Source organism: Streptomyces sp. NPDC002817, from assembly GCF_053592055.1.
In genome coordinates, this window is the sequence record NZ_JBSFUY010000024.1 from 50,063 (window position 1) to 73,080 (window position 23,018).

The 23,018-nt window shown below is 70.9% G+C and carries 19 protein-coding genes and 1 pseudogene; 12 read left to right on the forward strand and 8 right to left on the reverse strand.

From position 1 onward, the window contains the following. Nucleotides 1-50 precede the first annotated feature (50 nt). Both ACWD3I_RS34170 and ACWD3I_RS34175 read right to left on the reverse strand, forming a co-directional pair. On the reverse strand, nucleotides 51-845 hold the full coding sequence (locus tag ACWD3I_RS34170) for an ABC transporter permease (protein ID WP_365397652.1): 795 nt from the start codon (nucleotides 843-845) through the stop codon (nucleotides 51-53). Continuing rightward, a complete protein-coding gene (locus ACWD3I_RS34175; protein ID WP_365397649.1) occupies nucleotides 842-1,816 on the reverse strand; it encodes an ABC transporter substrate-binding protein in 975 nt (324 codons plus the stop codon). Before ACWD3I_RS34175 ends, ACWD3I_RS34170 begins: the two co-directional genes overlap by 4 nt. A gap of 123 nt (nucleotides 1,817-1,939) precedes the next feature. Between ACWD3I_RS34175 and ACWD3I_RS34180 the strand changes: the two genes are divergently transcribed. Continuing rightward, nucleotides 1,940-3,196, forward strand: coding sequence for a cytochrome P450 (locus tag ACWD3I_RS34180; RefSeq protein WP_365397646.1), 1,257 nt, complete (start codon nucleotides 1,940-1,942; stop codon nucleotides 3,194-3,196). A 3-nt stretch (nucleotides 3,197-3,199) separates the two neighbouring features. Here ACWD3I_RS34180 and ACWD3I_RS34185 read toward each other — a convergent pair whose 3' ends face one another. The 3 genes from ACWD3I_RS34185 to ACWD3I_RS34195 form a co-directional block, all read right to left on the reverse strand. Further along, nucleotides 3,200-4,366, reverse strand: a complete 1,167-nt coding sequence (locus tag ACWD3I_RS34185; protein ID WP_365397643.1) for a damage-control phosphatase ARMT1 family protein — start codon at nucleotides 4,364-4,366, stop codon at nucleotides 3,200-3,202. A gap of 22 nt (nucleotides 4,367-4,388) precedes the next feature. Further along, nucleotides 4,389-5,036 (reverse strand): ScbR family autoregulator-binding transcription factor, encoded by a 648-nt coding sequence (locus ACWD3I_RS34190; protein WP_365397640.1) that lies wholly within the window; start codon nucleotides 5,034-5,036, stop codon nucleotides 4,389-4,391. A gap of 291 nt (nucleotides 5,037-5,327) precedes the next feature. Next, nucleotides 5,328-7,130 (reverse strand): S8 family peptidase, encoded by a 1,803-nt coding sequence (locus tag ACWD3I_RS34195; protein WP_365397637.1) that lies wholly within the window; start codon nucleotides 7,128-7,130, stop codon nucleotides 5,328-5,330. 351 nt (nucleotides 7,131-7,481) lie between these two features. On the opposite strand from ACWD3I_RS34195, the gene ACWD3I_RS34200 reads away from it, so the two are divergent. After that, on the forward strand, nucleotides 7,482-8,408 hold the full coding sequence (locus ACWD3I_RS34200) for a lytic polysaccharide monooxygenase (protein WP_365397634.1): 927 nt from the start codon (nucleotides 7,482-7,484) through the stop codon (nucleotides 8,406-8,408). 18 nt (nucleotides 8,409-8,426) lie between these two features. Here ACWD3I_RS34200 and ACWD3I_RS34205 read toward each other — a convergent pair whose 3' ends face one another. Next, the gene (locus ACWD3I_RS34205; protein WP_365397631.1) at nucleotides 8,427-9,080 is read right to left on the reverse strand and encodes a Tat pathway signal sequence domain protein; all 654 of its coding nucleotides are present in this window, start codon (nucleotides 9,078-9,080) and stop codon (nucleotides 8,427-8,429) included. Between the two features lie 632 nt (nucleotides 9,081-9,712). Between ACWD3I_RS34205 and ACWD3I_RS34210 the strand changes: the two genes are divergently transcribed. Further along, a complete protein-coding gene (locus ACWD3I_RS34210; RefSeq protein ID WP_365397628.1) occupies nucleotides 9,713-10,384 on the forward strand; it encodes a DUF6230 family protein in 672 nt (223 codons plus the stop codon). Further along, entirely contained in the window at nucleotides 10,384-10,836 is a 453-nt protein-coding gene (locus ACWD3I_RS34215) for a DUF6114 domain-containing protein (RefSeq protein WP_365397625.1), read from the forward strand. The genes ACWD3I_RS34210 and ACWD3I_RS34215 overlap by 1 nt, the downstream gene beginning before the upstream one ends. A 525-nt stretch (nucleotides 10,837-11,361) precedes the next feature. On the opposite strand, the gene tatA is transcribed toward ACWD3I_RS34215, so the two are convergent. Beyond that, nucleotides 11,362-11,577, reverse strand: coding sequence for a Sec-independent protein translocase subunit TatA (gene tatA / locus ACWD3I_RS34220; protein ID WP_365397622.1), 216 nt, complete (start codon nucleotides 11,575-11,577; stop codon nucleotides 11,362-11,364). A gap of 155 nt (nucleotides 11,578-11,732) precedes the next feature. Here tatA and ACWD3I_RS34225 point away from each other — a divergent pair, with 155 nt between their 5' ends. Both ACWD3I_RS34225 and ACWD3I_RS34230 read left to right on the forward strand, forming a co-directional pair. Continuing rightward, nucleotides 11,733-13,226, forward strand: coding sequence for an LCP family protein (locus ACWD3I_RS34225; protein ID WP_365397619.1), 1,494 nt, complete (start codon nucleotides 11,733-11,735; stop codon nucleotides 13,224-13,226). A gap of 21 nt (nucleotides 13,227-13,247) precedes the next feature. Continuing rightward, the gene (locus ACWD3I_RS34230) at nucleotides 13,248-14,231 is read left to right on the forward strand and encodes an Lrp/AsnC family transcriptional regulator (protein WP_365397616.1); all 984 of its coding nucleotides are present in this window, start codon (nucleotides 13,248-13,250) and stop codon (nucleotides 14,229-14,231) included. Nucleotides 14,232-14,723: 492 nt separating this feature from the next. Here the strand turns inward: ACWD3I_RS34230 and ACWD3I_RS34235 are convergent, their stop codons facing one another. Beyond that, a complete protein-coding gene (locus tag ACWD3I_RS34235; protein WP_365397613.1) occupies nucleotides 14,724-16,127 on the reverse strand; it encodes an MFS transporter in 1,404 nt (467 codons plus the stop codon). Nucleotides 16,128-16,334: 207 nt separating this feature from the next. On the opposite strand from ACWD3I_RS34235, the gene ACWD3I_RS34240 reads away from it, so the two are divergent. The 6 genes and pseudogenes from ACWD3I_RS34240 to ACWD3I_RS34265 all read left to right on the forward strand — a co-directional run bounded on the left by ACWD3I_RS34240 (nucleotide 16,335) and on the right by ACWD3I_RS34265 (nucleotide 22,937). Beyond that, on the forward strand, nucleotides 16,335-17,150 hold the full coding sequence (locus tag ACWD3I_RS34240; RefSeq protein ID WP_365397610.1) for an SAM-dependent methyltransferase: 816 nt from the start codon (nucleotides 16,335-16,337) through the stop codon (nucleotides 17,148-17,150). Between the two features lie 250 nt (nucleotides 17,151-17,400). Next, nucleotides 17,401-18,402, forward strand: a complete 1,002-nt coding sequence (locus ACWD3I_RS34245; RefSeq protein WP_365397607.1) for a substrate-binding domain-containing protein — start codon at nucleotides 17,401-17,403, stop codon at nucleotides 18,400-18,402. Nucleotides 18,403-18,523: 121 nt separating this feature from the next. Next, nucleotides 18,524-20,461 (forward strand): annotated as a pseudogene (locus tag ACWD3I_RS34250) (sensor histidine kinase); the annotation flags it as partial. A 1,124-nt stretch (nucleotides 20,462-21,585) separates the two neighbouring features. Beyond that, on the forward strand, nucleotides 21,586-22,017 hold the full coding sequence (locus tag ACWD3I_RS34255; RefSeq protein WP_046263356.1) for a roadblock/LC7 domain-containing protein: 432 nt from the start codon (nucleotides 21,586-21,588) through the stop codon (nucleotides 22,015-22,017). Between the two features lies 1 nt (nucleotide 22,018). Beyond that, nucleotides 22,019-22,375 (forward strand): DUF742 domain-containing protein, encoded by a 357-nt coding sequence (locus ACWD3I_RS34260; RefSeq protein WP_266886716.1) that lies wholly within the window; start codon nucleotides 22,019-22,021, stop codon nucleotides 22,373-22,375. Beyond that, nucleotides 22,362-22,937 (forward strand): GTP-binding protein, encoded by a 576-nt coding sequence (locus ACWD3I_RS34265; protein ID WP_365397599.1) that lies wholly within the window; start codon nucleotides 22,362-22,364, stop codon nucleotides 22,935-22,937. Before ACWD3I_RS34260 ends, ACWD3I_RS34265 begins: the two co-directional genes overlap by 14 nt. The last annotated feature ends 81 nt before the right edge of the window (nucleotides 22,938-23,018 follow it).

Sequence of the window (23,018 nt, forward strand, 5' to 3'; positions counted from 1 at the left end):
GGAGCCCGGCAAGCGCGACCCCCCGGGCGGTGGACCGGCAACCCGCCGTCTCATGACGTCACCCCGGTCCCCCGGTGCGCCGGTGTCCACGGGAACAGCTTCCGCTCTCCCCACACCAGCACCCCGTTGATGACGAGCCCGAGAGTCCCGGCCCAGACCACGCCCGCGAGGACATCCCGCGTGCCGTCGGTGGCGAGGCCTGCCTGGGCGATGTAGATGCCGAGGCCCTCGCCGAACCCGGCGAGGATCTCCGTGGCGACGGCGAGGATGAGGGCGACCGCGGCCGAGATGCGGATGCCGGCGGCGATGAAGGGGGCCGTGCCGGGGAGTTCGACGCGCAGGAGTACCGACAGGCGGCCGAAGCCGAAGGCGCGCAGGGTGTCCTTGGCGAGGGGGTCGGTCTCGCCGAGGCCGTAGACGGTGTTGAAGAGGATCGGCCACACGGAGGCGTAGGTGACGAGCGCGACCTTGGTCTCGGTGCCCGAGCCGAGCAGCAGGGAGACCAGCGGGATCAGTGCCACGGAGGGCAGCGGCCGCAGGAACTCCACGATCGCGCGTACGGCGGCGTCGACGACCGGCACGCTGCCGAAGAGCAGGCCGAGCGGGACGGCGATGGCGCAGGCCAGTCCGAGGCCGAGCGCCCAGGCGCGCAGCGTGGCGCCGACTCCGTCCAGGAACACGCTGTCGCCCGCCAACTCCACGGCCCGGGCGAGAACTTCGGAGGCGGGTGGGAAGTAGCTGCGCCGGACGATCCCGGCCCGGCTCACCGCCTCGCACACGCCGAAGGCGAGCAGTACGCCGAGGGCGCCCAGCCACCACTCCCGCAGCCGCCCCGTCCGCTTCACCGCACCAGCAACGTCGCCGGATCGATCGGCTCGCTCAACATCCCCTGCTTCTTCATGAGTGCGGTGAGCCGGGCGATCTGCGCCGCGTCCATGGTCGCCGGGAAGACCGGCAGGTCGATCGACTCCGCCTGCTTCCCGGTCACCTTGGTGTAGGTCGGCAGCACCTTGCGCACGGCCTCGGGATCCGCCTCGGCGATCTTCACGGCCGCCTTGAGGGCCCGCTGGAACGCGGCCAGCGAATCGGCGTTCTCGGAGGCGTACTTCTCGGTGGTGAGGTATCCGCTGAGCGGGATGGACTCGACGGGCGCGGACGCCCCGTCCACGAGGACCCGCGCCCCCAACTCGTCCTGGATGGCGCTGTCGTAGGGCTCGACGGCGTGCACGGCGTCGACCTGCCCCTTGTCCAGGGCGGCACCCATCTGCGGGAAGGGGATCTGCCGGTAGACGGGCTTACCGGGTGCGCCCTGTTCCGCGACGATCTCGTTGAAGGTCAGCGACTGGACGTTGTTGAGGACGTTGACGGCGAGCTTGCGGCCCGCGAGGTCGGCGACGGACTTGATGTCGGAGTCCTTCGGCACCAGCACGTCCATCATCTTCGGCGCGGCCCTGATCGACTCGGCGACGATACGGATGTCGAGGGTGCCCTTGTCGTGGGCCTGGAAGTAGGTGACGTAGTTCGCGCTCGCGACCATGTCGATCTGCCCCTTGGACAGGGCCGGCAGCGCCTGGAGGCTCTGCTGGATCTGCTGGACACGGACGTCCAGGCCCTCCTTCTCGAACAGGCCCCGGTCCCGCGCGATGTAGAGCATGGCGCAGTCGACCAGGGGCAGCGCGGCCACGGTGACCGTGTGCCGGTCGCCGTCCGAGGACGCGGAGTCGTTGTCGTCGCCGCAGGCCGTGAGCGCGAGCGCGAGGGCGATCGCGGCGGCCGCCGCCTTTCCTCTTCCCGAACACCATGGACGTGACGCCATCCGCGCATGATGACGCTCCGCTTGGCATGATCACTACACACAAGCAAGCCAACAATCCGCCACCCACGGCCATGCGCCGTACGCCGCCTTGCCGCGCGCCTCCTCCCGGGTCACCGTGGTCGCATGACCCCTACCCTGGCCGGGCTCGACGTGTTCGATCCGCGACGGTACGCCGACGGTGTGCCGCACGGCGCCTATCGCGCGCTGCGCGACCGCCACCCCGTGGTGCGCCAGGACGAGCCCGAGGTCCTGGGGTGGCCGGCCGGGCCCGGGTTCTGGGCGGTGACGCGGCATGCGGATGTCGTCAGGGTGCTCAGGGACTCGGCGACGTACTCGTCGTCGCTCGGCGCGACCCAGATCCGTGATCCCGATCCGGAGGATCTGCCGTTCATCCGGCGCATGATGCTCAATCAGGACCCGCCGCAGCACGGGAGGTTGCGACGGCTGGTCAGCCGGGCGTTCACGCCCGGGCGCATCGGCCGGTTCACGCAGATCGCCGAGGAACGGGCCCGGACACTGTTCGCCCACGCCCTTCGGACGGCCGGCGCCGGGGACGGCACCGTCGACCTCGTCGCCACGGTGACCGACGACTACGCCCTGCTCAACCTGGCCGATCTGCTCGGCGTCCCGGAGACGGAGCGCGGGCTGCTGCTGCACTGGACGCAGCGGGTCATCGGCTACCAGGACCCCGACGAGGCCGGCGCCCCGGTGCTGGACGCGGCGGGCAAGCCGGTGAACCCCCGGTCGCCCGCGATGCTCAAGGACATGTTCGCCTACGCCCGCCGACTCGCCGCGTACAAGCGGCGCTACCCCGCCGACGACGTGCTGACCACGCTCGCGCACGACGCCGAACTCGCCGACGCCGAACTGGAGATGTTCTTCTTCCTGCTCACCGTCGCCGGCAACGACACCGTCCGCAGCGCGGCACCCGGCGGACTGCTCACCCTGGCCGAGCACCCGGAGTCGTACGAACGACTGCGCACCGGCAGCCACCAACTCACCACCGCTGTCGACGAGTTGCTGCGCTGGCACCCACCCGTGCTCACCTTCCGCCGTACCGCCGTGCACGACACCGAGCTGGCCGGGCGGCGGATCCGCGCGGGCGAGAAGGTGGTGGTCTTCCACGCCTCCGCCAACCGGGACGAGCGGGTCTTCGAGGCCCCGGACCGGCTGGATCTGTCACGTACGCCGAATCCGCACGTGTCCTTCGGGGACGGTCCGCATGTCTGCCTGGGCGCGCACTTCGCCCGGCTGCAGTTGCGGGTGCTCTACGCGGAGGCGCTGCGGGTACTGCCGGTCCTGCGGACGGCGGGACCGCCCAGGCGGCTGGTGTCCAACTTCATCAACGGACTCAAATCGCTGCCGATACAGGTCGGTTGAGCGCTAGGGGCGCACCTGGATCAGCGCGTGCGTGCCCCCGGTCCGCCATCGCTGTCCCTCCGCCGCCACCAGCGCGGCCTCCGTCGCCGGGGCGAGGCCGGTGATCACGTCGGACTTCAGGGTGCGCAGAGCGGCCACCGGGCCCGGGAAGCAGGCCGTCACGTCGGCGAAGGAGGTCGTGGGCGGCCACATCCGATCACCCACCAGGCGACGGTAGTTGAGGTCGCCCTTGACGACGGTCAGCGCGGCTCCGGCGAACTCGGCCCGGAGGTCGTCCGGCATCGCCTCGTACGGCAGCGGGGCACAGGAGAAGGGGTGGGCGCGCACGGTGAGGCTGCCGTCCGCCATCGCCGACCACAGATCGCGCCCGTGATCGGCCGCCGCGCCCGGCGCCCGGGTCAGCCGGCGCACGGCGTCGACCACATCGGCGGTCGTGGCGTCGGAGACGTAGTACGGATACGACTTGACGTGCAGGATCGCCCGACGGACGCGTCCCTGGGCGAGGAGGTGGGCGATCAGGAGCAGGTCCGGGACCAGTTCGCGGCCCGCGTTGTCGGCGACGAGACACAGGGTGTCCGCGCCGTCGAGAAGCGACCAGAGGACGGCGCTGTCGTCGGCGACCAGCCCCGGGACGGCGTCCCGGCCCTCGGCGTCGGCGTCGGACAGGCGGAAGCCGAGGTCCGCGCGGTTGCCCCACAGGGAGCCGTGCAGCAGGGCCGCGGCCTGTTCGTCGGCGGGCCGGCCGTCGAGGGCGTCGAGCGCGGCCAGTTCCTCGTCGGTCTCCGGGGCATCGAGCTCGGCGAGCTTGAAGGGACGGAAGGGGTCGATGCCCTGCCAGGGGCCGGAGCCGAAGTAGCCCACCGCTTCGAGGAATTGGCGGTAGAACCAGCTCTCCGACCACAGCCACGGCACATCGAACCAGGAGCGGCCGGTGTACTCGTCCGCTCCCCAGGCAGCCCATACGGCGCGGTCCGGCGCGGTGGCAGGGAGCGGTTCGACGACACCCTTGGTGCAGTTCTCCAGCAGCGCGTCGAGGGCGCGGTGCTGCTCGGGGCCGTAGGGAAAGGCATCCCGCACCTGCCGGATGATCGCGGGATGCCGCTCGGCGAGCACGCTGTACGGGAACGAGCCGGGTTCGGCGGCGAGGATCACGGGCGGGGTGTCGGACATGGGCGCCACGGTACCGCGCGGGTCACGCGACTCTGAGCTCCCGCTCCAGGTGGGTGACGAGGCTCAGATAGCGGGCGCGGCGGGGCACCGGCACCATGCCGCGGATGAGGATGTGCCACAGCCCGGCCAGCCGGTGGGGGTGGCGGGTGACGGGTTCGAGGGAGTGGCCCACGACCCGGGTGCCGACCAGGGACGCGACGAGGGAGTGCGCGGCGGCGTCGACATCGATGTCGGCATGGAGGTCGGACTCCTTGACCGCGTCGCGGAGTCTGCGGGCGGCAAGGCCCAGGCACTGGGTGAAGGGGTGCGGAAGTTCGGGCGGCAGTTCCAGGCCGCCGGTGGCGAGCCGGAGGCCCGCGCTCGGCAACGGCCCTTCCAGGGACAGCCGCGCCATGCCGAACGTGGAGCGGATCAGGGCCTCGAGCGCGGTACAGCCGCGGCTGTCCATCTCCTCCGAGAGCCGGTTCAGGTTTCTGTACTGGATCTCCAGGATGGCGTGCGCGAGATCCTGCTTCGCCGCGAAGTGGAAGTAGAGGGCGCCCTTCGTGACTTGGGCATGATCGACGATGTCGCTGAGACTCGTCGACTCGTATCCGCGCCGGTCGAACAGGTCCGCGGCGGCGGCGATGATCGCCGCGCGGGTCTGTTCGGCTCGTAATTGCCTGGCCATAGGCGAGTCTCTCCTGGGGGCGAGAGCGCATGCCCTGAAAAGAACAGGCCATGCCGTTTGTTTCTTACTCCCTGTACACGATATCTCACCGTCCGACGCCCACCACCGGGTACCCCAACTCCGTCCAGTTTCCAGGCCTCCCACAACTTGTAGATCACTTGTGCGCGTACCGCAGGCACCGGCAGGAGAAACCGGGCGGGCGGCACAGAAAAGGCGGGCCGACCGGTGCCCCATCCGCACCGGTCGGCCCGCCTGTTCAGGGCGCGCTCAGAGAGTTCGAGACCCAGAAGCTCAGAAGGTCAGCTTCCAGCTGTTGAGCGTGCCCGTGTCCTGTGCGGCCGTGTCCTGGACGCGCAGCTTCCAGGTGCCGTTGGCCGTCTCGCTCGAAGCGTTCACGGTGTAGGTGGTGTTGACGTTGTCCGCGGAGTCCGAGGAGCTGGCGGACTTCAGGGTGTACACCGTGCCGTCCGGGGCGACGAGGCTGACCACCAGGTCACCGCGGTAGGTGTGGGTGATGTCCACCGCGACCTGGAGTGCCGAGGGGGCGTTGCCGGTGCGGCCGGTGACGGCGATGGAGGACTCGATCGCGGAGCCGTTGTCCGGGATGGACGCGGCGGTGGTGTTGGAGAACGTCGTCCCCGTGCTCGTACCGCCGCTCACGGCCGCGACCGTCTTCGCCGCGTCCGCGAGACCCGCGCCGCAGCCGCCCGAGCAAGCACCCGGCAGGGCACGGGCGTTGTTCTTGATGGCGGTCTCGATCTGGGCCGGGGTCAGCGAGGAGTTGGCCGACTTCAGCAGCGCGGCGAGGCCCGCGATGTGCGGGGTGGCCATGCTGGTGCCCTGGTAGTAGGCGTAGCTCTCGGTGGACGCCGTCGTGGCGCCGGAGTTCAGCGTCGACAGGATGCCGTTGGCGGTGCCGGTGCTGGTCTGGCCGCCGGGCGCCGAGATGTCGACCAGGGCACCGTAGTTGGAGTACGACGCCTTGGCGCCGGTGCGGCTGGTCGCGGCGACGGATATGACGTTGTTGCAGTTGCCCGGCGAGTGGGCCGAGACGTTCTCGTTGTCGTTGCCCGCGGCGACGGCGACGACGGTGCCGCGGCTGACGGCGTTGTTGATCGCCGTCTGGGTCGCGCTGGTGCAGGCACCGTCGCCACCGAGGCTCATGTTGATGACCTTGGCGACATTGGTGTTGGCGGGCACACCGGAGACGGTGCCGCCGGACGACCAGGTGATGGCGTCGATGATGTCGGAGTCGTAGCCGCCGCACTTGCCGAGGACGCGGACCGGGGAGATCTTCGCGCCGTAGGCGATGCCCGCGATGCCCTTGCTGTTGTTGGTGACCGCGGCGATGGTGCCGGCCACGTGCGTGCCGTGCCAGGAGGAGTTGGACGCCGGGATGCCGGAGCCGCACTCGTTGGCCGCGTAGTGGTCGCCCGGGTCGGCCGGGTTGCTGTCGCGGCCGTTGCCGTCGACGGAGACCGCGGTGTCGGCGATGAAGTCGTAACCGGCGACGATGTTCGCGGCGAGGTCGGTGTGGGCGACGTAGCCGGTGTCGATGACGGCGACGGTGACGCCGGAGCCGGTGGTGGTGCTCCAGGCGCCGGGGACGTTCATGCCGGCCGTGGACTCGAACAGGTCCCACTGCTTGGCGTACTCGGTGTCGTTCGGGTCGGCCTGCGGCGTGTTCAGACGGTCCGGTACGACGTAGGCGACCTGCGGGTCGGCCTTGTACTCGGCGACCACGTCGGCGACATCGGTGCGGGTCAGGTCCGCGCCGAGGTCGACGAGGGCGGCACCGGTGCCGAGACGGCGCTGGAAGTCGACGTCCTCGCCGGCCTCCTTGCCCTTGGCGGCGGCGTCGGCCTCGGCGGCCTTGTTCGACTTGGCCTCGGTGGCACCGGACTTGTAGCCGACGATGAGGCGCTCGGCCGCGATGCCGGGGGCGGCCTCGGTCTGCGCGGTGGGGACCGCGGCGGCCTGCGGGGCGGCCGACTCCTGGGCCACGGCGACAGTGGTGCCGGCCGCCGAGAACAGCGCGGCGGAGACCGCGGCGACGGAGACCAGCTTCCGTCGCAGGGAGGGGGAGGTACGCAAGGGCTTGCCTTTCGTAGCCGTCTCCGGGCAGCGCGGAGCGGCGGTCTGATCGCTTCGTCGGTGAAGCGGCGGGGGGTAGATCGAAAAGCGGCGCGGTGGCCGGCCAAGCGCGTGAGCCGAATCGTTGAAGGGGTTACCTGTGGTTCGGCTGTGGTCGAACGATAGGCAAAGGGAAGGTCATGTGAATACAGGGGAAACCCTCGATCCGGCGGGAAACCCACCCTCGCCGTCAAGGAGTTGAGAGGGAATGAACACTTTCGCCCCCTGCTGTCCCGCACTGAACGCGCCGGGCCGGATTTCCGTACTGCACGGGAGCAAACCGTTCCCGCGTCGGCCGAGGAGACGTCCCGGATGCCCCGGATGACCGCATACCGCACCGTTCTGGCGGCCACCGCCGCCGCCCCGCTGCTGCTCACCGTCTGGGCGGCGGGTCCGGCACAGGCGCACGGAGCGCCGACGAATCCGGTGAGCCGTGCCTACGCCTGCTCCCCCGAGGGCGGCGAGCGGGCGGCTACGGCGGCCTGCCGTGCCGCCGTCGCCGCGAACGGCAGTTCCTTCGCGGCCTGGGACAACCTGCGGATCGCGAACGTGAACGGCCGCGACCGGCAGACCGTTCCCGACGGCGAGCTGTGCAGCGGCGGCCTGCCGGCCTACAAGGGCCTCGACCTGACCCGCACCGACTGGCCGTCGACACGTCTCACTCCGGGCGCGTCGATGACGATGACGTACGCCTCGACGATCCCGCACACCGGCACGTTCAAGATGTTCCTGACCAAGCCCGGCTACGACCCGTCGAAGCCGCTCACCTGGTCCGACCTGCCGTCGCAGCCCTTCGCCGAGGTCAAGGACCCGGCGTTGACGGGCGGCGCGTACCGCCTGCCGGCGAAGCTGCCCTCCGACCGGACCGGTCGCCATGTGCTCTACACGATCTGGCAGAACAGCAGCACGCCGGACACCTACTACTCGTGTTCCGACGTGATGTTCCCGGCGGCTGCGAAAGAGAACGCCAAAGAGAAGACGAAGGAGCCGGGCACGGCGTCGCCCTCGCCGTCCGTGACCGCTGGCGCGAAGGCCGCCGCGAGTGCCTCGCCGAGCGCCGAGCCCCGGACGGCGACACCTTCACCGACGCCGTCGGAGGCGAGCCCCGACACCACTCCCGTGGCCTCCACACCCACCGCGGACTCCGGCCCTTCGGCCCCGCTCGTGGCGGGCGGCGCCGCCGCGGTGCTGGTGATCACCGGGGGCGCCGCCCTGGCGCTGCGTCTGCGTCGACGCTGAACGCCGTGTGCGCGAAGGTCAGTTGACGAAGACCGCCGCACCGTCGGAGGTGGCGACCGGGGCGTACTTCGCGGTCCAGAAGCCGCTGCTCGGGCAGAGCGAGGAGCCGGAGCTCCTGGTGAACTGCTGGTTGGCGAACTGGATGCTGTTGTCGGTGTTGGAGGCCGCGCCGGTGAGGCTGCCGTTCGTCGCCTGGTAGACGCAGGTGACGCTGCCCAGCAGGGTCCTGAGCACGACGGTGGTCTGGATGGCCCCGGCGGTCCCCGGCGCCACGGTGACGGTGCCGTCGGAGGCCACGGTGGTGGTGTACCCCAGGTTGTTGACCGTGACGCTGGTGACGCCGAGCACGCCCACGTTGTTCGAGGTGCAGTTGCTGAAGGTGTGCGCGGTGAGGGACTCGGAGGCCGTGCCGGGAGCGGCCGGGTTGCTGTCGACCGTCGCGGTGAACTGCGAGGTGGTGCAGGTGATGCCCGTGGTGCCGGTCGCGCTGGAGTAGAGCGTGGCCGTGGTGCCGCTCGCCAGGGGTGCGGTGAGCGTGGTGCCGTCGGCGACGGCGTCGCCGCCCGCGGATCCGGTGGTGAGGACGTTGTCGGCGGCCGACGCCGGGGAGATCGCCGGGAGGGTGAAGGCGGCGAGGGCGGCGGTGAGGGTGAGCAGGGTTCGCGTACGCATGCGGGGGTGCCTCTTTTCCGAGGTGGGGGGGCTGAAAGGGGTGCGGGGACGCGACGCGGCGTCCACCGTCACCGGCTCGTCACGCCTTCTCCGTACGTGACGGACCGGCAACGGCAGCCGGCCGGTGACCGGCCGGAGAACCGTGGGGTGGCCTCCGGCCGGGCCGGGCGGAAAGGCACTCGGCACGGACCGAGGGGGGAAGCGACCGTGTGGGTGCCTGGGAGGAGGCGGGCACAGGAGGTGCCCGGTACGGACAGGACGTCCGGGAGACGCGGGCAGTGCCGCGTGACGGATCCGGCGCCACGGATCCGGGTGAACCAGTGAGAGTTGTAGACCTGATGCTCAGTCAACGTCAAGGAGAAACAAGCGAGTTGACGATCGTTCAATGGTTTTGCCGGGACACTGGAATTCCTTGACGCACAGGCGGGGCACAACCGGCACCCTTTTTTCACAACTCCCTTGACCCTCGAAAGTAACCCCGGGTAACTTCCTCAGCGGCTACTGCGGAGTAGCGAGAAAGCCCTTGCGTCCGCCGGGAGTTGTGAGGGGTCGCACACCGCATGCGCTGTCCGCGCCAGGACAACGTGCCAGTGAGATGCCAGACCGCACTTTCTATGCACCTGGGAGCAGACATGGCCTCGTCCTCGGACGTCTCGTCGTCCGCCGACAACACCCCCGAGAACCCGGAAAGCGGTTCCTCGCCCGACCCCGTCAGACGCGGACGGGTCCGGGCCCGCCGGGCCGCCGTGATGGCGGTGCCGGCCACGCTGGTCGCCGCGACGCTCGCGGTTCTCACCGCGGAGGGCGCGCTGGGCGTGCAGTTCGCGATCTCCGGGATGCCGTTCACGGTCACCGCCAAGGAGCTGAACGGCACCGGGTTCGAGCAGTTCGGCGGGCTCGACAACATGGCGCCGGGCAGCCCCAACGAGGGTGACACCGGGGGGCAGGTGCTGGTCGTGACCTCCGCGATCAAGAGCGCGACCCTCGACAGCCTGTGCCAGAGCGTCGACCTCGGCGGCACCAACCTGCTCATCAAGGCGGGCAGCGGGTCGCAGAAGGTGCAGGCGACCGACCTGACCACCGACTCGACCGAGCTGTCGGGCGACGCGTCCTTCACCAACATCGAGATCGGCAACGACGCCAGCACGCTCACCAAGGCCGGGGTCAAGGGTCCGATCGGTGTGTTCAGCCAGCAGTCCGACACCGTGCGCATCGCCAACCTGCGGCAGACCAACTACGCGACCACGGCCGCGGTGTTCAAGCTTCCTGGTCTCAAGCTCAGCTTCAGCAGCACGGGTTGCTGATGTCGGACACTCCAACTCCACGTAGGGGAGTGCGGTCGGCCTTCCGTGCCTGGCGGGCCGACCGTCCGTTCTGGGGTGGGCTGTTGCTCACCCTGGGCGGGGCCTGGATCCTGCTCACCGAGAAGGCGTCGCTGAAGGTCATCCTGCACATCGGCATGCAGGGGCTGGCCGGCTATCTTCTGCCGGCGCTGATGGTGGTGCTGGGGCTGCTCATCCTGTTCAACCCCACCCAGCGCCTCTTCTACTCGATCACCGGGGTACTGCTCACCCTGGGCACCTGGCTCACCTCCAACCTGGGCGGCTTCTTCATCGGGCTCCTGCTCGGTGTCGTCGGCAGCTGCATGACCTTCGGCTGGCTGCCGGACCAGGAGCCGCGCGTGAGCCGCCGCAAGCGGCGCAAGGCCGCGCGGGCGGCGGCGCCGCAGGGCTCCGCCAAAGAGCAGCCCGCCTGACCCCGCCCCACCACCGACTCCCTCTGAGCCACCGGCTGCCCACCCCGACCCACCTGACGTGCGCGGGATGAACAGCCGGTGTTTCAGGGGGAGTTCGTGCATGGAGAGAGGGTCAGCGGAACGTCCCGTGGCGGGGGTGCGTCGCATCCACGGCACGCCGAGGCCGGCCGTCGCCGTACGGACCGGAAGGGCTGAGCCGCTCCGCGCAGGCGAGGCCCGATCCTGGCGGCACACCGCAGGCCGCCGCTGGGAACAGCGCACCATCGCGGGTCGCTCACCGACGCACCACGGCAAGGGCATGCCGAACCGGCACCGGACATGCCGGGAAGACCGGAGGGGCCGGACCGGTCTGTGCGGGGACACCACCGCGGACCGCGATCCGGAGCGGCACGCCGTTGCGGCCGCTCCGCGCAGGCGAGGCGATCCTGGGCCGGCACGTCGGCGTAGGCCGCGGCCCGCCCGGTGCGCCGCCGCAGGTGCGGGTCGGTGTCGGTGTCGGTGGGCGGCCGGTCGGGGCGCCCGGAGTCAGGTCGTGGGGCCCGCCGCCTGGGTGGTGGCCGGTGGCTCCGTGACCGTGGCCGTGGTGTCGTCGTCCTTCAGCGCCTTCGCCTCGCTCTTGAGGATGCGCATGGACCTGCCGAGCGCTCGTGCGGTGTCGGGCAGCTTCTTCGAGCCGAACAGCACGATGACGACTATCGCCACGATCAGCAGGTGCCAGGGTTCCAGTCCGTTACGGAGCACGGCCGCGACCTCCTTCTTCGGAGTTCTTCTCAACTCACTCTTACGTCGGTCGGAAACACTTGCCCCGGCCGCCCGTCGGATGACGTTGCTTCGGTGCGCAACTGTACAACTCAGGGCGAACATGACAAACCCCCGCAATACGCAAGAGGGCGCGCATGACGATCACCAGCACGCGAAGGCCCGCGCCCCCGCGGCACAGGCAGAGCGGCCGCCGCCGGGCCGGACGTCGCCGGGGCCGCCGGATACGCCTCGCGCTGCTGATCTGCCTCTCCGTACTGGTGCTCGCGACCGCCGGTGCCGGCTGGCTCTATCTCAAGCTGGACGGCAACATCAGCACCTTCGACGCGGGCGGCCTCTCCGACCACCGCCCCGACGCGGCCTCCCAGAAGGGCGAGAACGTCCTGCTGATCGGCTCCGACGCCCGCACCGGAGGCAACGACAAGCTCGGCGGCGGCGACAAGGACGACATCGGGCGCTCCGACACCACGTTCCTGCTGCACATCTACGCCGACCACCAGCACGCCCTCGCGGTCTCCGTCCCCCGCGACACCCTGGTGAGCATCCCGCCGTGCAAGCTCCCCGACGGCAGCTGGACGAAGACACGGACCGACACGATGTTCAACGCCGCCTACTCCGTCGGCGACACCGCCAAGGGCAACCCGGCCTGCACCCAGAACACCGTCGAGCAGCTCACCGGGCTGCGCGTGGACCACACCGTCGTCGTCGACTTCAAGGGCTTCGCCCGGCTGACCGAGGTGGTGGGCGGCGTGAAGGTGTGCCTCCCCAAGGACGTCTACCAGAACGACCTCAACCCCAACCGCACGACCCCGGGCAAGCGGCTCTTCAAGAAGGGCGAGCAGACCGTCTCGGGGCAGAAGGCGCTGGACTACGTCCGGATCCGGCACGGCATCGGGGACGGCTCCGACATCGGCCGTATCAAGCGCCAGCAGGCGTTCGTGGCCAGCCTGCTCAAGGAGGTGAAGAGCAGGGGTCTCACCCCGACCAGGCTGCTGCCGCTCGCCGACGCGGCCACGAAGTCACTGACCGTCGACTCGGGTCTGGGCACGGCCGACAAGCTCATCTCCTTCGCCATGGCCCTGAAGGACATCGACCTGCACAACACCAAGTTCGTGACCGTGCCCTGGCGGTACGAGGGGTCACGCGTCGCGATCGTGCAGCCGGACGCGAGCGAGCTGTTCGCCACGCTGAAGGCGGACCGGACGATCGACGGCAAGAACGCGGGTGGAAAGAAGAAGGCGGTGCCGACCGCCTCCGCCTCGCCCGTCTCCGGGGCCGGGATCGACGTCTCCGTCTACAACGGCACCACGGTGACCGGCCTGGCCGCGCGGGCCGCCGCGACGCTCACGTCGGACGGGTTCACGGTCATCGGTACGTCGACGGCGGCCGCGCAGGACCACACCGGCACGTCGGTCGAGTACGGTCCCGGCGAGCTGTCCCGGGCCCGTACCGTCGCCGAGGCGTTCCCGGGTGCCGAGCTGGAGTCCGTCACGGGGGCCGGGATCAGCGTCGTACTCGGCCGGTCGTACGCCGCCACCCCCACCGCGACACCGACGGCCGTACCCACCGAGGTCGCGGACGGCGCGCGGTCCGCGGATGACGATCCCTGCTCGAACCTGACGTACGGATGATGTCGCCGGGAGGCCGGACACGTGCTCGATGACCTGGACCGTGGTCTGATCCACGCGCTGCACGTCGACGGGCGTGCGTCCTTCACGCGTGTCGCCGGTGTGCTCGGGGTCTCCACGCAGACCGTGTCCCGGCGCTACGGGCGGCTGCGTACCCAGGCCTCGTTACGGGTCGTCGGGCTGACGGACCCTCATCAGGCGGGGCGTACCCAGTGGTTGGTGCGGATCACCGCCACGGCCCGGTCCGCCCAGGACATCGCCCGCGCCCTGGTGCGCCGGCCGGACACGTCCTGGGTGAAGCTCGCCTCCGGGGGCACCGAGATCGTCGCGGTCGTCCACGCCCCGACCGAGGCGGCCGGGGACAACTCCCTCCTGCTGCACGACATTCCGCGCACCGGCGGCATCACCGCGGTGTCCGCCCACTGTCTGCTCCACACCTACCTGGGCGGTCCGGCGAACTGGCGTCGCAGCGCCGACGTACTGGACGAGGAGCAGCAGCGGGCCGTACGGGCCCGGACCACCCCTGTGGCCGCGCCCCGCAGGCCGGGGCCGGAGGACGCCGGGCTGCTGGCGGCGTTGCAGAAGGACGGGCGGGTCACCCTCAACGAGCTGGCCGCGGCCACCGGTTGGACTCCTGGCACCGTGGCGCGGCGGCTGGCGGAGTTGCGAGCGGGCGGTGCGCTCTTCTTCGATGTCGAGGTCGACGCCGGCGCCTTCGGCGTCACCACCCGGGCGCTGCTGTGGATGTCGGTGCGGCCCGCCCGGCTGGAGCGGGTGGCGACGGCCCTGGCCGGCCATGACGAGCTGGCGTTCGTGGCCGCGACGACCGGCCCCGCCAACCTGGTCGCACAGGCCCTCTGCCGCGACCCGGCGGAGCTGCACCGCTATCTCACCCGCAGACTCGGCCCGTTGGACGGAATCCGCTCACTGGAGTCCAGCCCGGTACTGCGCAACCTGAAGGCGGCCAGCCCTGCCCTCACCGATCTGCCACGGCCGAGGCGCCGGTAACGGCCCCGGCCCTCAGCGAGCCGCGCGACGGACACAGCCCCCACCGACCCACGCGACTGAAGTAGCCACGACCGCCCGGGCATCCGGTGACCCGCACGACCGAAGTGCCGGCGCCGATCCCGCCCCCACCAACCCGCACGACCGAAGCACCCGCGACAACCCACGCACCCAGCGACCCGCACGACCGAAGCACCCGCGACGGCCCCGCCCCCCATTACCGTCTTCGTAGCCCCGCGACGGAACCTGCTACGAGCCCCGGCCGGCCTCAGCTGGCTGACCCTCAGCGGTCTCGCCGCACACGGGGCAGTCCCGCTCGTCGACCGAGTCCATCACGACCGGATGACCACAGAAGTCGCACGGCCGCATGCTCTCGCCCGCCAACTCTCGAACAGGCATGTCATCACTCACGACAGCCACGCTGCCACCCGACCATCTTGACCAAAGACATAGGGGCACCCCCCCACGACCGAGACCTCCGTGACACCCAGGCGCTCAGCGTTCACCCTCGGCGGAGACATCCGCGACCGCCATCACCCTGCTCGTCACAAGGCTCACCCCCACCAGACACACGGCCACCCGGAACGCGGTCTGCGGTGCGCCGCCGTCGAGGTAGACGCTCCCCAGCACCGCGACACCGAGCGTGGCGCCCAGTTGTTGGACGGCGTTGAGCAGTCCGGCCGCCGAGCCGATCTCGCGTGGTGCCAGCGGTGCCAGGGCGGCGGTGAAGAACGTGGGGCTGAAGAGTCCGGCGCCGAGTCCGATCACGGCCAGCGCCGGTAGCAGGAGACGGGGGTGGGAGGCGTGGTACGTGGCGATCGCGCCCAGCATTCCGGCGAGGAGGACGCCGAGCCCGATGGGCATCAGGCGGTGTCCGTGGCGTCGTACGAGATGCGCGCCCGCCGCCCAGGACGCCACGGCGAGCCCGGCCGACCACGGGGTGAGGCTCAGCCCTGCCGCCAGCACGCCCTCACCCTGGTCGAGTTGGAGATCCAGTACGACGACCGTGGACAGCCCCGTGGTCACCGCGAAGAAGCACAGGGAGGTCACCAGGGCGGCCGGGAAGGCGCGGTGGCGGAAGAGGCTCGGTTCGATCAGCGGAGTGCGGCCGGTGCGGCGCTGCTGAAGTGCGAAGGCGGCCGTCAGGGCCACTCCCGCGGCCAGGGACGCCCAGCCCGGGGCCGGCAGTGCGGCTAGGTCGGTACCGATCAGCGGGAGGACCAGGAGGCCGGTACCGGCCGCCACGAGGGCCGTGCCGGTGAGGTCGAGGGTGGGGCGGTGCGGGGCGCGGTTCTCGGGGAGAGCGGTCGCGAGGGCGAGGACGGCCGACGAGAGGGGGACGTTGACCAGGAAGGCCGCGCGCCAGGACGAGCCGAAGAGGTCGGCGTGGGTCAGGACCCCACCGAGCACCGGTCCGCAGACGGCGGCGAGGCCCATCACGGGGCCGATGCTGCCTAGGGCGCGGGAGAGTTCCGGTCCCGAGAACATCGCCTTGATCAGCCCGATGGTCTGCGGGACTACCAGGGCCGCCGCCGCGCCCTGCACCGCGCGGAAGCCGATCAGCACGCCGGGCGTGGGCGCCAGGGCGCAGGCGATCGAGGCGAGCGTGAACCCGATGACGCCCAGGACGAAGACGCGGCGCCGGCCGGCGATGTCCCCCAGCCGCCCGCCGGTGATGAGCAGCACCGCGAACGGCAGGGTGTACGCGGTGCCGAACCACTGGACGTCGGAGACCGGCCCGCCGAGGTCCGCATGGACGGCGGGGGCGGCCACCTGGACGACGGTCGTGTCCAGCAGGTTCATGGCCTCGCCGAGCAGCAGGGCGATCAGGGCGGATCGGCGTCGGGGGTGGGGGTGGGGGTGGGGGTGGCCTGGCAGGACGGTTTCGGCCGTGGTCATCGGGGGCTTCATCGTGGGTCCTCTCCCTCGCCGGATGACGTCAGCGTGGGAGCGCGGGCGGAGCCGCTCCAGCGAGCGGCCGGGGATCGGGGATTCGTTCCGTCGAAGGCACCGGGGATCGTGATTTCTCACGTGGGCGCACAACTGCCCCGCGTTTGATGGGAAGTTGAACCTTGAACTCGTATTCCACGCGACGGGAGGGGCACATTGCCCGCCAACGGACGGCCCACCGACCGCATCGACACCGAGACCGCGCACGCCGCCCGGATCTACGACTACATCCTCGGCGGCAAGGACCACTACCCCGCCGACCGGGAGGCGGGCGACGCCATGTGCCGCGAGTGGCCCGCGCTGCCCGTGCACATGCGGGCCAACCGCGACTGGATGAACCGGGCCGTGCGGTGGCTCGCCGCGGAGGCGGGGATACGGCAGTTCCTGGACATCGGCTCCGGCATCCCCACCTCGCCGAACATCCATGAGATCGCCCAGTCGGCGGCCCCTGACGCACGTGTCGTGTACGTCGACAACGACCCCCTGGTCCTCGCGCTCTCCGAGGGCCTGCTGAACAGCACACCGGAGGGCAGGACGTCGTACGTCGAGGCGGACATGCGCGACCCGGCGGCCATTCTCGACTCCCCGCAGTTCCGCGAGACCCTCGATCCCGGCGAGCCGGTCGCGCTGACGGTCATCGCGATCGTGCACTTCATGCTGGACGAGCACGACGCCGTGGGCATCGTCCGCCGGCTCCTCGAACCGCTGCCCCCCGGCAGCTATCTGGCGATGTCCATCGGCACCGCCGAGTTCGCCCCCGAGGAGGTCGGTCGCGTCGCCCGTGAGTACGCGGCCCGGGACATGCCGATGCGGCTGCGCACCCACCCGGAGGCCGCCGAGTTCTTCGCGGGCCTCGATCTCGTCGCCCCCGGGATCGTCCAGGTCCACAAGTGGCACCCGGACGGCACGGACACGGAGCCGATCCGGGACGAGGACATCGCGATGTACGGGGCGGTGGGGCGCAAGCCGTGACCCCTTCCACGAACAAGCCGTGGCCGTTCACCACAGAGTCCCCACGCTTTACGGCTGGTCCGCACCTGAACATCACGAAGCGGCACCGACAACTCACATAAAGTCGCTGCTCACTTGACTATCGACGGCCTCACGCGATTGGCTCCGCGAGCGAGAGTCACCCGGACGGCGTACGACGCATCGGACGTCTGCCGGGTGCTCCCTCTCGTCGTTCCTCCAGCTCGGCCGCACAGCGAGGTGCCGCACCATCATGATCACTCCTCCCCCACCTCCCGTCTCTCCCAGACGCGTTGCCGCCCTGGCCGCCGCCGTCTGTCTGCTCGCGGCCGGCTGCTCCGCATCCGGTGACTCGTCGGACTCCGCCGCCTCCGCCGGCAAGGCGGGCGGAGCCGGGCTCAGGATCGCGCTGATCACGCACGCCCCCGAGGGCGACACCTTCTGGGACCTGGTGCAGAAGGGCGCCGAGGCGGCCGCGGCCAAGGACGGCATCGAGCTGACGTACGCCGGCGACCCCGACGCCACCGGACAGGCCGAGCTGGTGCGTGACGCGATCCGCGAGAAGGTGGACGGCATCGCGGTGACCCTCGCCAAACCGCAGGCGATGCGGGGACCCGTCGCCGCCGCCAAGGCGGCCGGCATCCCCGTGGTCGGCCTCAACTCCGGTATCGACTCCTGGCAGTCCGGCGGGCTGCTGGAGTTCTTCGGCCAGGACGAGAGCGTGGCCGGGCAGGCCGTCGGCGACAAGCTGGACGACCTCGACGCCGAACACGCGCTCTGTGTGATCCACGAGCGCGGCAACGTCGCCCTGGAGGCCCGTTGTGCCGGGGTGAAGAAGACCTTCACCGGCGAGACGGAGAACCTCTATGTCGAGGGCACCGACACCAAGGCCGTCGCCGCCGCGATCACGGCCCAGCTGCGGCAGGACCCGACGGTCGACGAAGTCGTCACGAACGGCGCGCAGTTCGCGCTCACCGCGGTCGCGTCCGTGAAGGACGCGGGCAGCAAGGCGCGCGTCGCCACGTTCGATCTCAACAAGGATCTGGTGAAGGCGGTCAAGAGCGGTGCCGTGGAGTTCGCCGTGGACCAACAGCCCTACCTCCAGGGATACCTCGCGGTCGACTCGCTGTGGCTGTACCGGACCAACGGCAACATCAGCGGTGGCGGGGTGGCTCCCGTCCTCACCGGTCCGGCGTTCGTGACGAAGGCGAACGTGGACGCGGTGGAGAGGTTCGCGGCCAACGGAACGCGCTGACCGGCCGGATCACGCCCCTCCCCTCGCTCTCCCACGGTATCGCCCACCCGCTCACCCCCCTTTTTTCCCACCCCCTCCCCGCTTTCCCACCCCCCTCCCTGCTCATCGCCTAGGACGACGAATGTCTCCACGGACAGGTGCCCGGCGCCGTCTCGGCTCCATACGTCTCTCCCTGATCCTGCTGGCCCTGGTGCCCAGCGTCGCGCTCAGCGCCCTGTGGGGTGTGACGACGACGCAGATGTTCACCGAGGGCCTGCGGCTGCGCGGACAGACCGAGTTGAGCCGGTCGACCGGTGCCATGGGCACCGACGCGACGCTCGCCCTGCAGCGCGAACGCAGCCTGTCTGCGGCCCTGCTGGCCTCACCGCGCGGTTCCCGGGTCGCGCTGGACGCGCAGCGCGCGGAGACGGACCGGGCGGTCGCCAAGCTGGTCGGGCAGTCCGACGCGATCGCCAAGGCGCCGTCGCGGATCTCGGACCAGCTGTACTCGGTGCTCGGCTCGGTGGGCAGCCTGGAGTACTACCGGGACCAGGTGGACGACCCGACCGACATCACCCCCGCCCAGGTGCTGGACCAGTACAGCTCGATCATCGACGACCAGGTCCACGCCTTCCAGGAGCTCTCCCAGGTCGACGACGGCGACCTCACCTCACAGGCCGGACCGCTGGTCGCGCTGGAGCACGCGGCGGAGCTGGTCTCGCAGGAGGACGCACGGCTCACCCTGGCCTGGCCGACCGGGCATCTCGGCGAGAAGGAGTGGATCGCGTTCGCGCAGCTGGTCGACGCCCACCGGTGGCTCGTCGAGGACCAGATCGTCCCGCAGTTGAGCGGCAGCGCGAAGACACAGACCGAACGGATCCTGCAGAGCCCCGAGTGGCGGACCCTGACGGACATCGAGGACCAGGTGCTCGCCGCGCGGACGAGGGCCACCGACGGCAAGGTCGTGCTGCCCGACGCGCAGAAGAAGTGGACCGCCGCGCTGGACAAGGTCGCCGCCGCGTACACCCGGCTGATCCAGGACCAGACGTCCGGGCTGCTCGACCGGAGCGCGGACAAGGCGGACAGTCTGCTGCTCACCGCCGCCTCGCTGAGTGCGGGCGGGCTGTTCGGGCTGCTGCTGTGCGTGGGCATGTCCTGGCGGATCACCCGCTCCCTGTCCCGGCGGCTGCACGGCCTCCGGGAGGCCACGCTGAGCCTCGCCGAGGAGCGGCTGCCCGACGTGGTGTCGCGGCTGGAGCGCGGCGAGACGGTCGACGCGGATCTCGCGGCGCCGCCGCTGGACTACGGCGGTGACGAACTCGGCGCGGTGGCGCGGGCGTTCAACAAGGCGCAGCGTACGGCGGTGCACACGGCGATCGAACTCGCCGACACCCGGCGCGGCTTCCAGAAGGTGATCCTCGGCATCGCCCGGCAGAGCCAGAACCTGGTCAACCTCCAGCTCACCAAGCTCGATGCGCTGGAGCGTCGGCACACCGATCCCGAGGTCCTCAAGGGTCTGTACGAACTGGACTCCACGGCCAGCCAGTTGCGGCGGTACGAGGAGAACCTCGTCGTCATCAGCGGTGAGCGGCCGGGACGCAGCTGGCAGGAGCCGGTCGCGCTGATCGACATCCTGCGGAGTGCCGTGGGCGAGGTCGCCGAGTACCAGCGGGTGGAGGTGCACACCGAGGAGGACGTGTATCTCGCGCCGCCCGCGGTGGCCGACGTGATCCATCTGCTGGCCGAGCTCATCGACAACGCGACCGTGTACTCGCCCGCCCCGGCGCCGGTCACGGTGCAGGCCTCGTCGGTCGCCAAGGGCCTGGCCGTAGAGGTCGAGGACCGTGGCCTCGGCATGTCGGAGGAGGACTACGCCTCCCTCAACTCCCAGTTGGCGGTGCCCCCGAAGTTCGACGTGGTCGCCCTCGCCGACGACCTCCGCCTCGGCATGTTCGTCATCGGCCGCCTCGCCACCCGCCACGGCATCGCGGTCACCCTGCGTCCGTCGCCGTACGGCGGCACGACGGCGATCGTGCTGCTGCCGCAGGAGATCGTCGTACGGGACGTCGCGGACACCGATGTGCCGGGTACGCGGGAGGCGACCGGACCGGGCACGACCTGGGGTACGACCGCGAGCCGGGCCCGCATCGGAACGGGAGGCCCGGTCCGGCACACCGACGAACCCGCTGCGGCGGGGGGCACCCCTGAACTGACCCACGCCGCCAGGGGAGTCACTGCCCGGAGCGGCACCACGGACATCGACGAGTCCGGTACGCGGCGGGGCGCGCCCACGGGGGCTGTCGAACAGACGAACGCCGGAGCCCTCGGCCGGCCCGGAAGCACGGAAGCCGACGGACCCGGCGTGGAGCAGGCCGCCCCCGAACCGGCACGCAGCAACGCCGAAGGACTCCTCCGACACGGCGACTCGGGGACCGACGGAGCCGATGGGGCGCGGAGTGCGACCACGGGGGCGGCTGAACTGACCGGCTCCGACACCGCAGTCGCTACCCGGCACGGCAGCACGGACGCCGGCGCACCCGGGGTGAAGCAGAGTGCGACCAAGGGAGCTCCTGGACACACGGACGTCGAGGACCGAGTTCCCGCCCGGCAGCGGCGTCCGGAGGCCACGGGACCCGACAGGCAGGCGCGGGACGCCGAGACCCCCGTCCCGCCTCTGCCCGCGCGCCGACGAGGCGCACAGGGCGACTCGGAGCACTCCCGCGCGGGTGAGACCGACCGGCCTGGAGGACTCAGGGTCCCTGGTGACGTGGATCGTGCGGGCGAGGTCGGACACCCGGGGCGCCGCCCGGGCATGGCCCCGCTCCCCCGCCGCGTCCCCCAGACCAGCCTCGCCGTCGAGCTTCGCGAGGACGCCGCGCCCGCCGAACAGGACGGCTCGGACGAGGAGTTCACCGCGGAGCGCGCCGCCTCCTCACTCGCCTGCTTCCAGCGCGGCACGTTCCTCGCGCGGGGCGAGGACGCCGAGGCGTCTGACGGCCAGGAACCGGAAAACCTCCACCCCCAACCCTCCACCCCCACCGATGCGCCGTACGGTCAGGAGGAAGCAACCACACCGGACAGCCCCGGCCCCCAGCCCCCGGCCACCGGCACGGACACCCCAGCCGACCGCTGACCTTCCCGCCCCTCTCTCCGACCGCCGCCTCTCCCACCCCCCGCCGCCGCCCGCCGACGAAGGACGCCCTCATGACACGCCCCACCCCCGCCACCCACACCCAGCTCGACCAGCTGCTGACCGGACTCGTGGAGCGGGTCGCCGAGGTGAACCATGCCGTCGTGCTGTCCGAGGACGGGCTGGTCGTGAGTAAGTCGACCGGGTTCCTGCGTGATGACGCCGAGCGGCTGGCGGCGACCGCGTCCGGGCTCATGAGTCTCAGCAAGGGCGTCAGCATGGACTTCCGCGGTGGCCCGGTGCGGCAGGCACTGATCGAGATGGCGCACAGCTATCTGATCCTCACCTCCGCCGGCCCCGGCGCCCACCTCGTCGTCCTCACCAACCAGGGCGCCGACGTCGGTGTGGTCGCGTACCAGATGAACATGCTCGTGAAGAAGATCGGCGAGCACCTCAGCGCCGCACCGCGGGCAGGCGTCGGCCCCACCGCCGACTCCGGCGCGTGAGGTGAGCGGAGGCGACACGGCGGGCCGTCTCGTACGGCCGTTCGCCCTGACCGGCGGACGTACCCGCCCCAGCCGCGCCGACTTCACCCTCATCTCGACGGTGACCGCGGTGGACCCGCCGCCGACCCGGGCGCCCCGCCCGCAGCCGGAGCATCAGCGCATCCTGCGCCGGTGTGCCGAGCCGATCGCCGTCGCGGAACTCGCCGCTCTGCTCGACCTTCCGATGAGCGTGATCGTCATCATGCTCTGCGACCTGCTGGAAGCGGGCCGCATCACGGTCCGCCCGCCGCATCCGGTCGCCGCCAGCGTCGACCTGGACCTGCTGCAGAAAGTGAGGGACGGCCTTGGCCGACTCTGACACCATCACCCGGCCGGCACCCGACACGGTCAAGATCCTGATCGCCGGAGGGTTCGGCGTCGGCAAGACCACCATGGTCGGCTCGGTCAGCGAGATCGCCCCGCTGCGCACCGAGGAGTCGCTGACCGCGGCGGGCCTGGGCATCGACGACCTGAACGGCATCGAGGAGAAGAAGGCCACCACCGTGGCCCTGGACTTCGGCCGCATCACCATCAGCCGGGAGCTGATCCTCTATCTCTTCGGGACCCCCGGCCAGCAGCGGTTCTGGTTCATGTGGAACGACCTGGCCCTGGGCGCCCTGGGTGCCGTCGTCCTCGTCGACGTCCGCCGCCCGGAGTCCAGCTTCGCCGCGATCGACTTCTTCGAACGCCGGGGCATCCCCTTCGTCGTCGGCGTCAACGGCTTCCACGGTGACCACCCCTACCCGCCCGACGAGATCCGCGACGCGCTCGCCCTGCCGGACCATGTCCAGGTCCTGCTCTGCGACGCCCGCGACCGCGAGTCCTCCCGGGACGTACTGATCGCTCTCATCGACCAGTTGATCGCCACCGCGGTCCGGTAGCGGGCCACCGCTCCGCCGACAGACGACGCGGGTGCCCTCCGTGTCGGAGGGCACCCGCGTCGGTCGGCCCGTGGTGTCCGG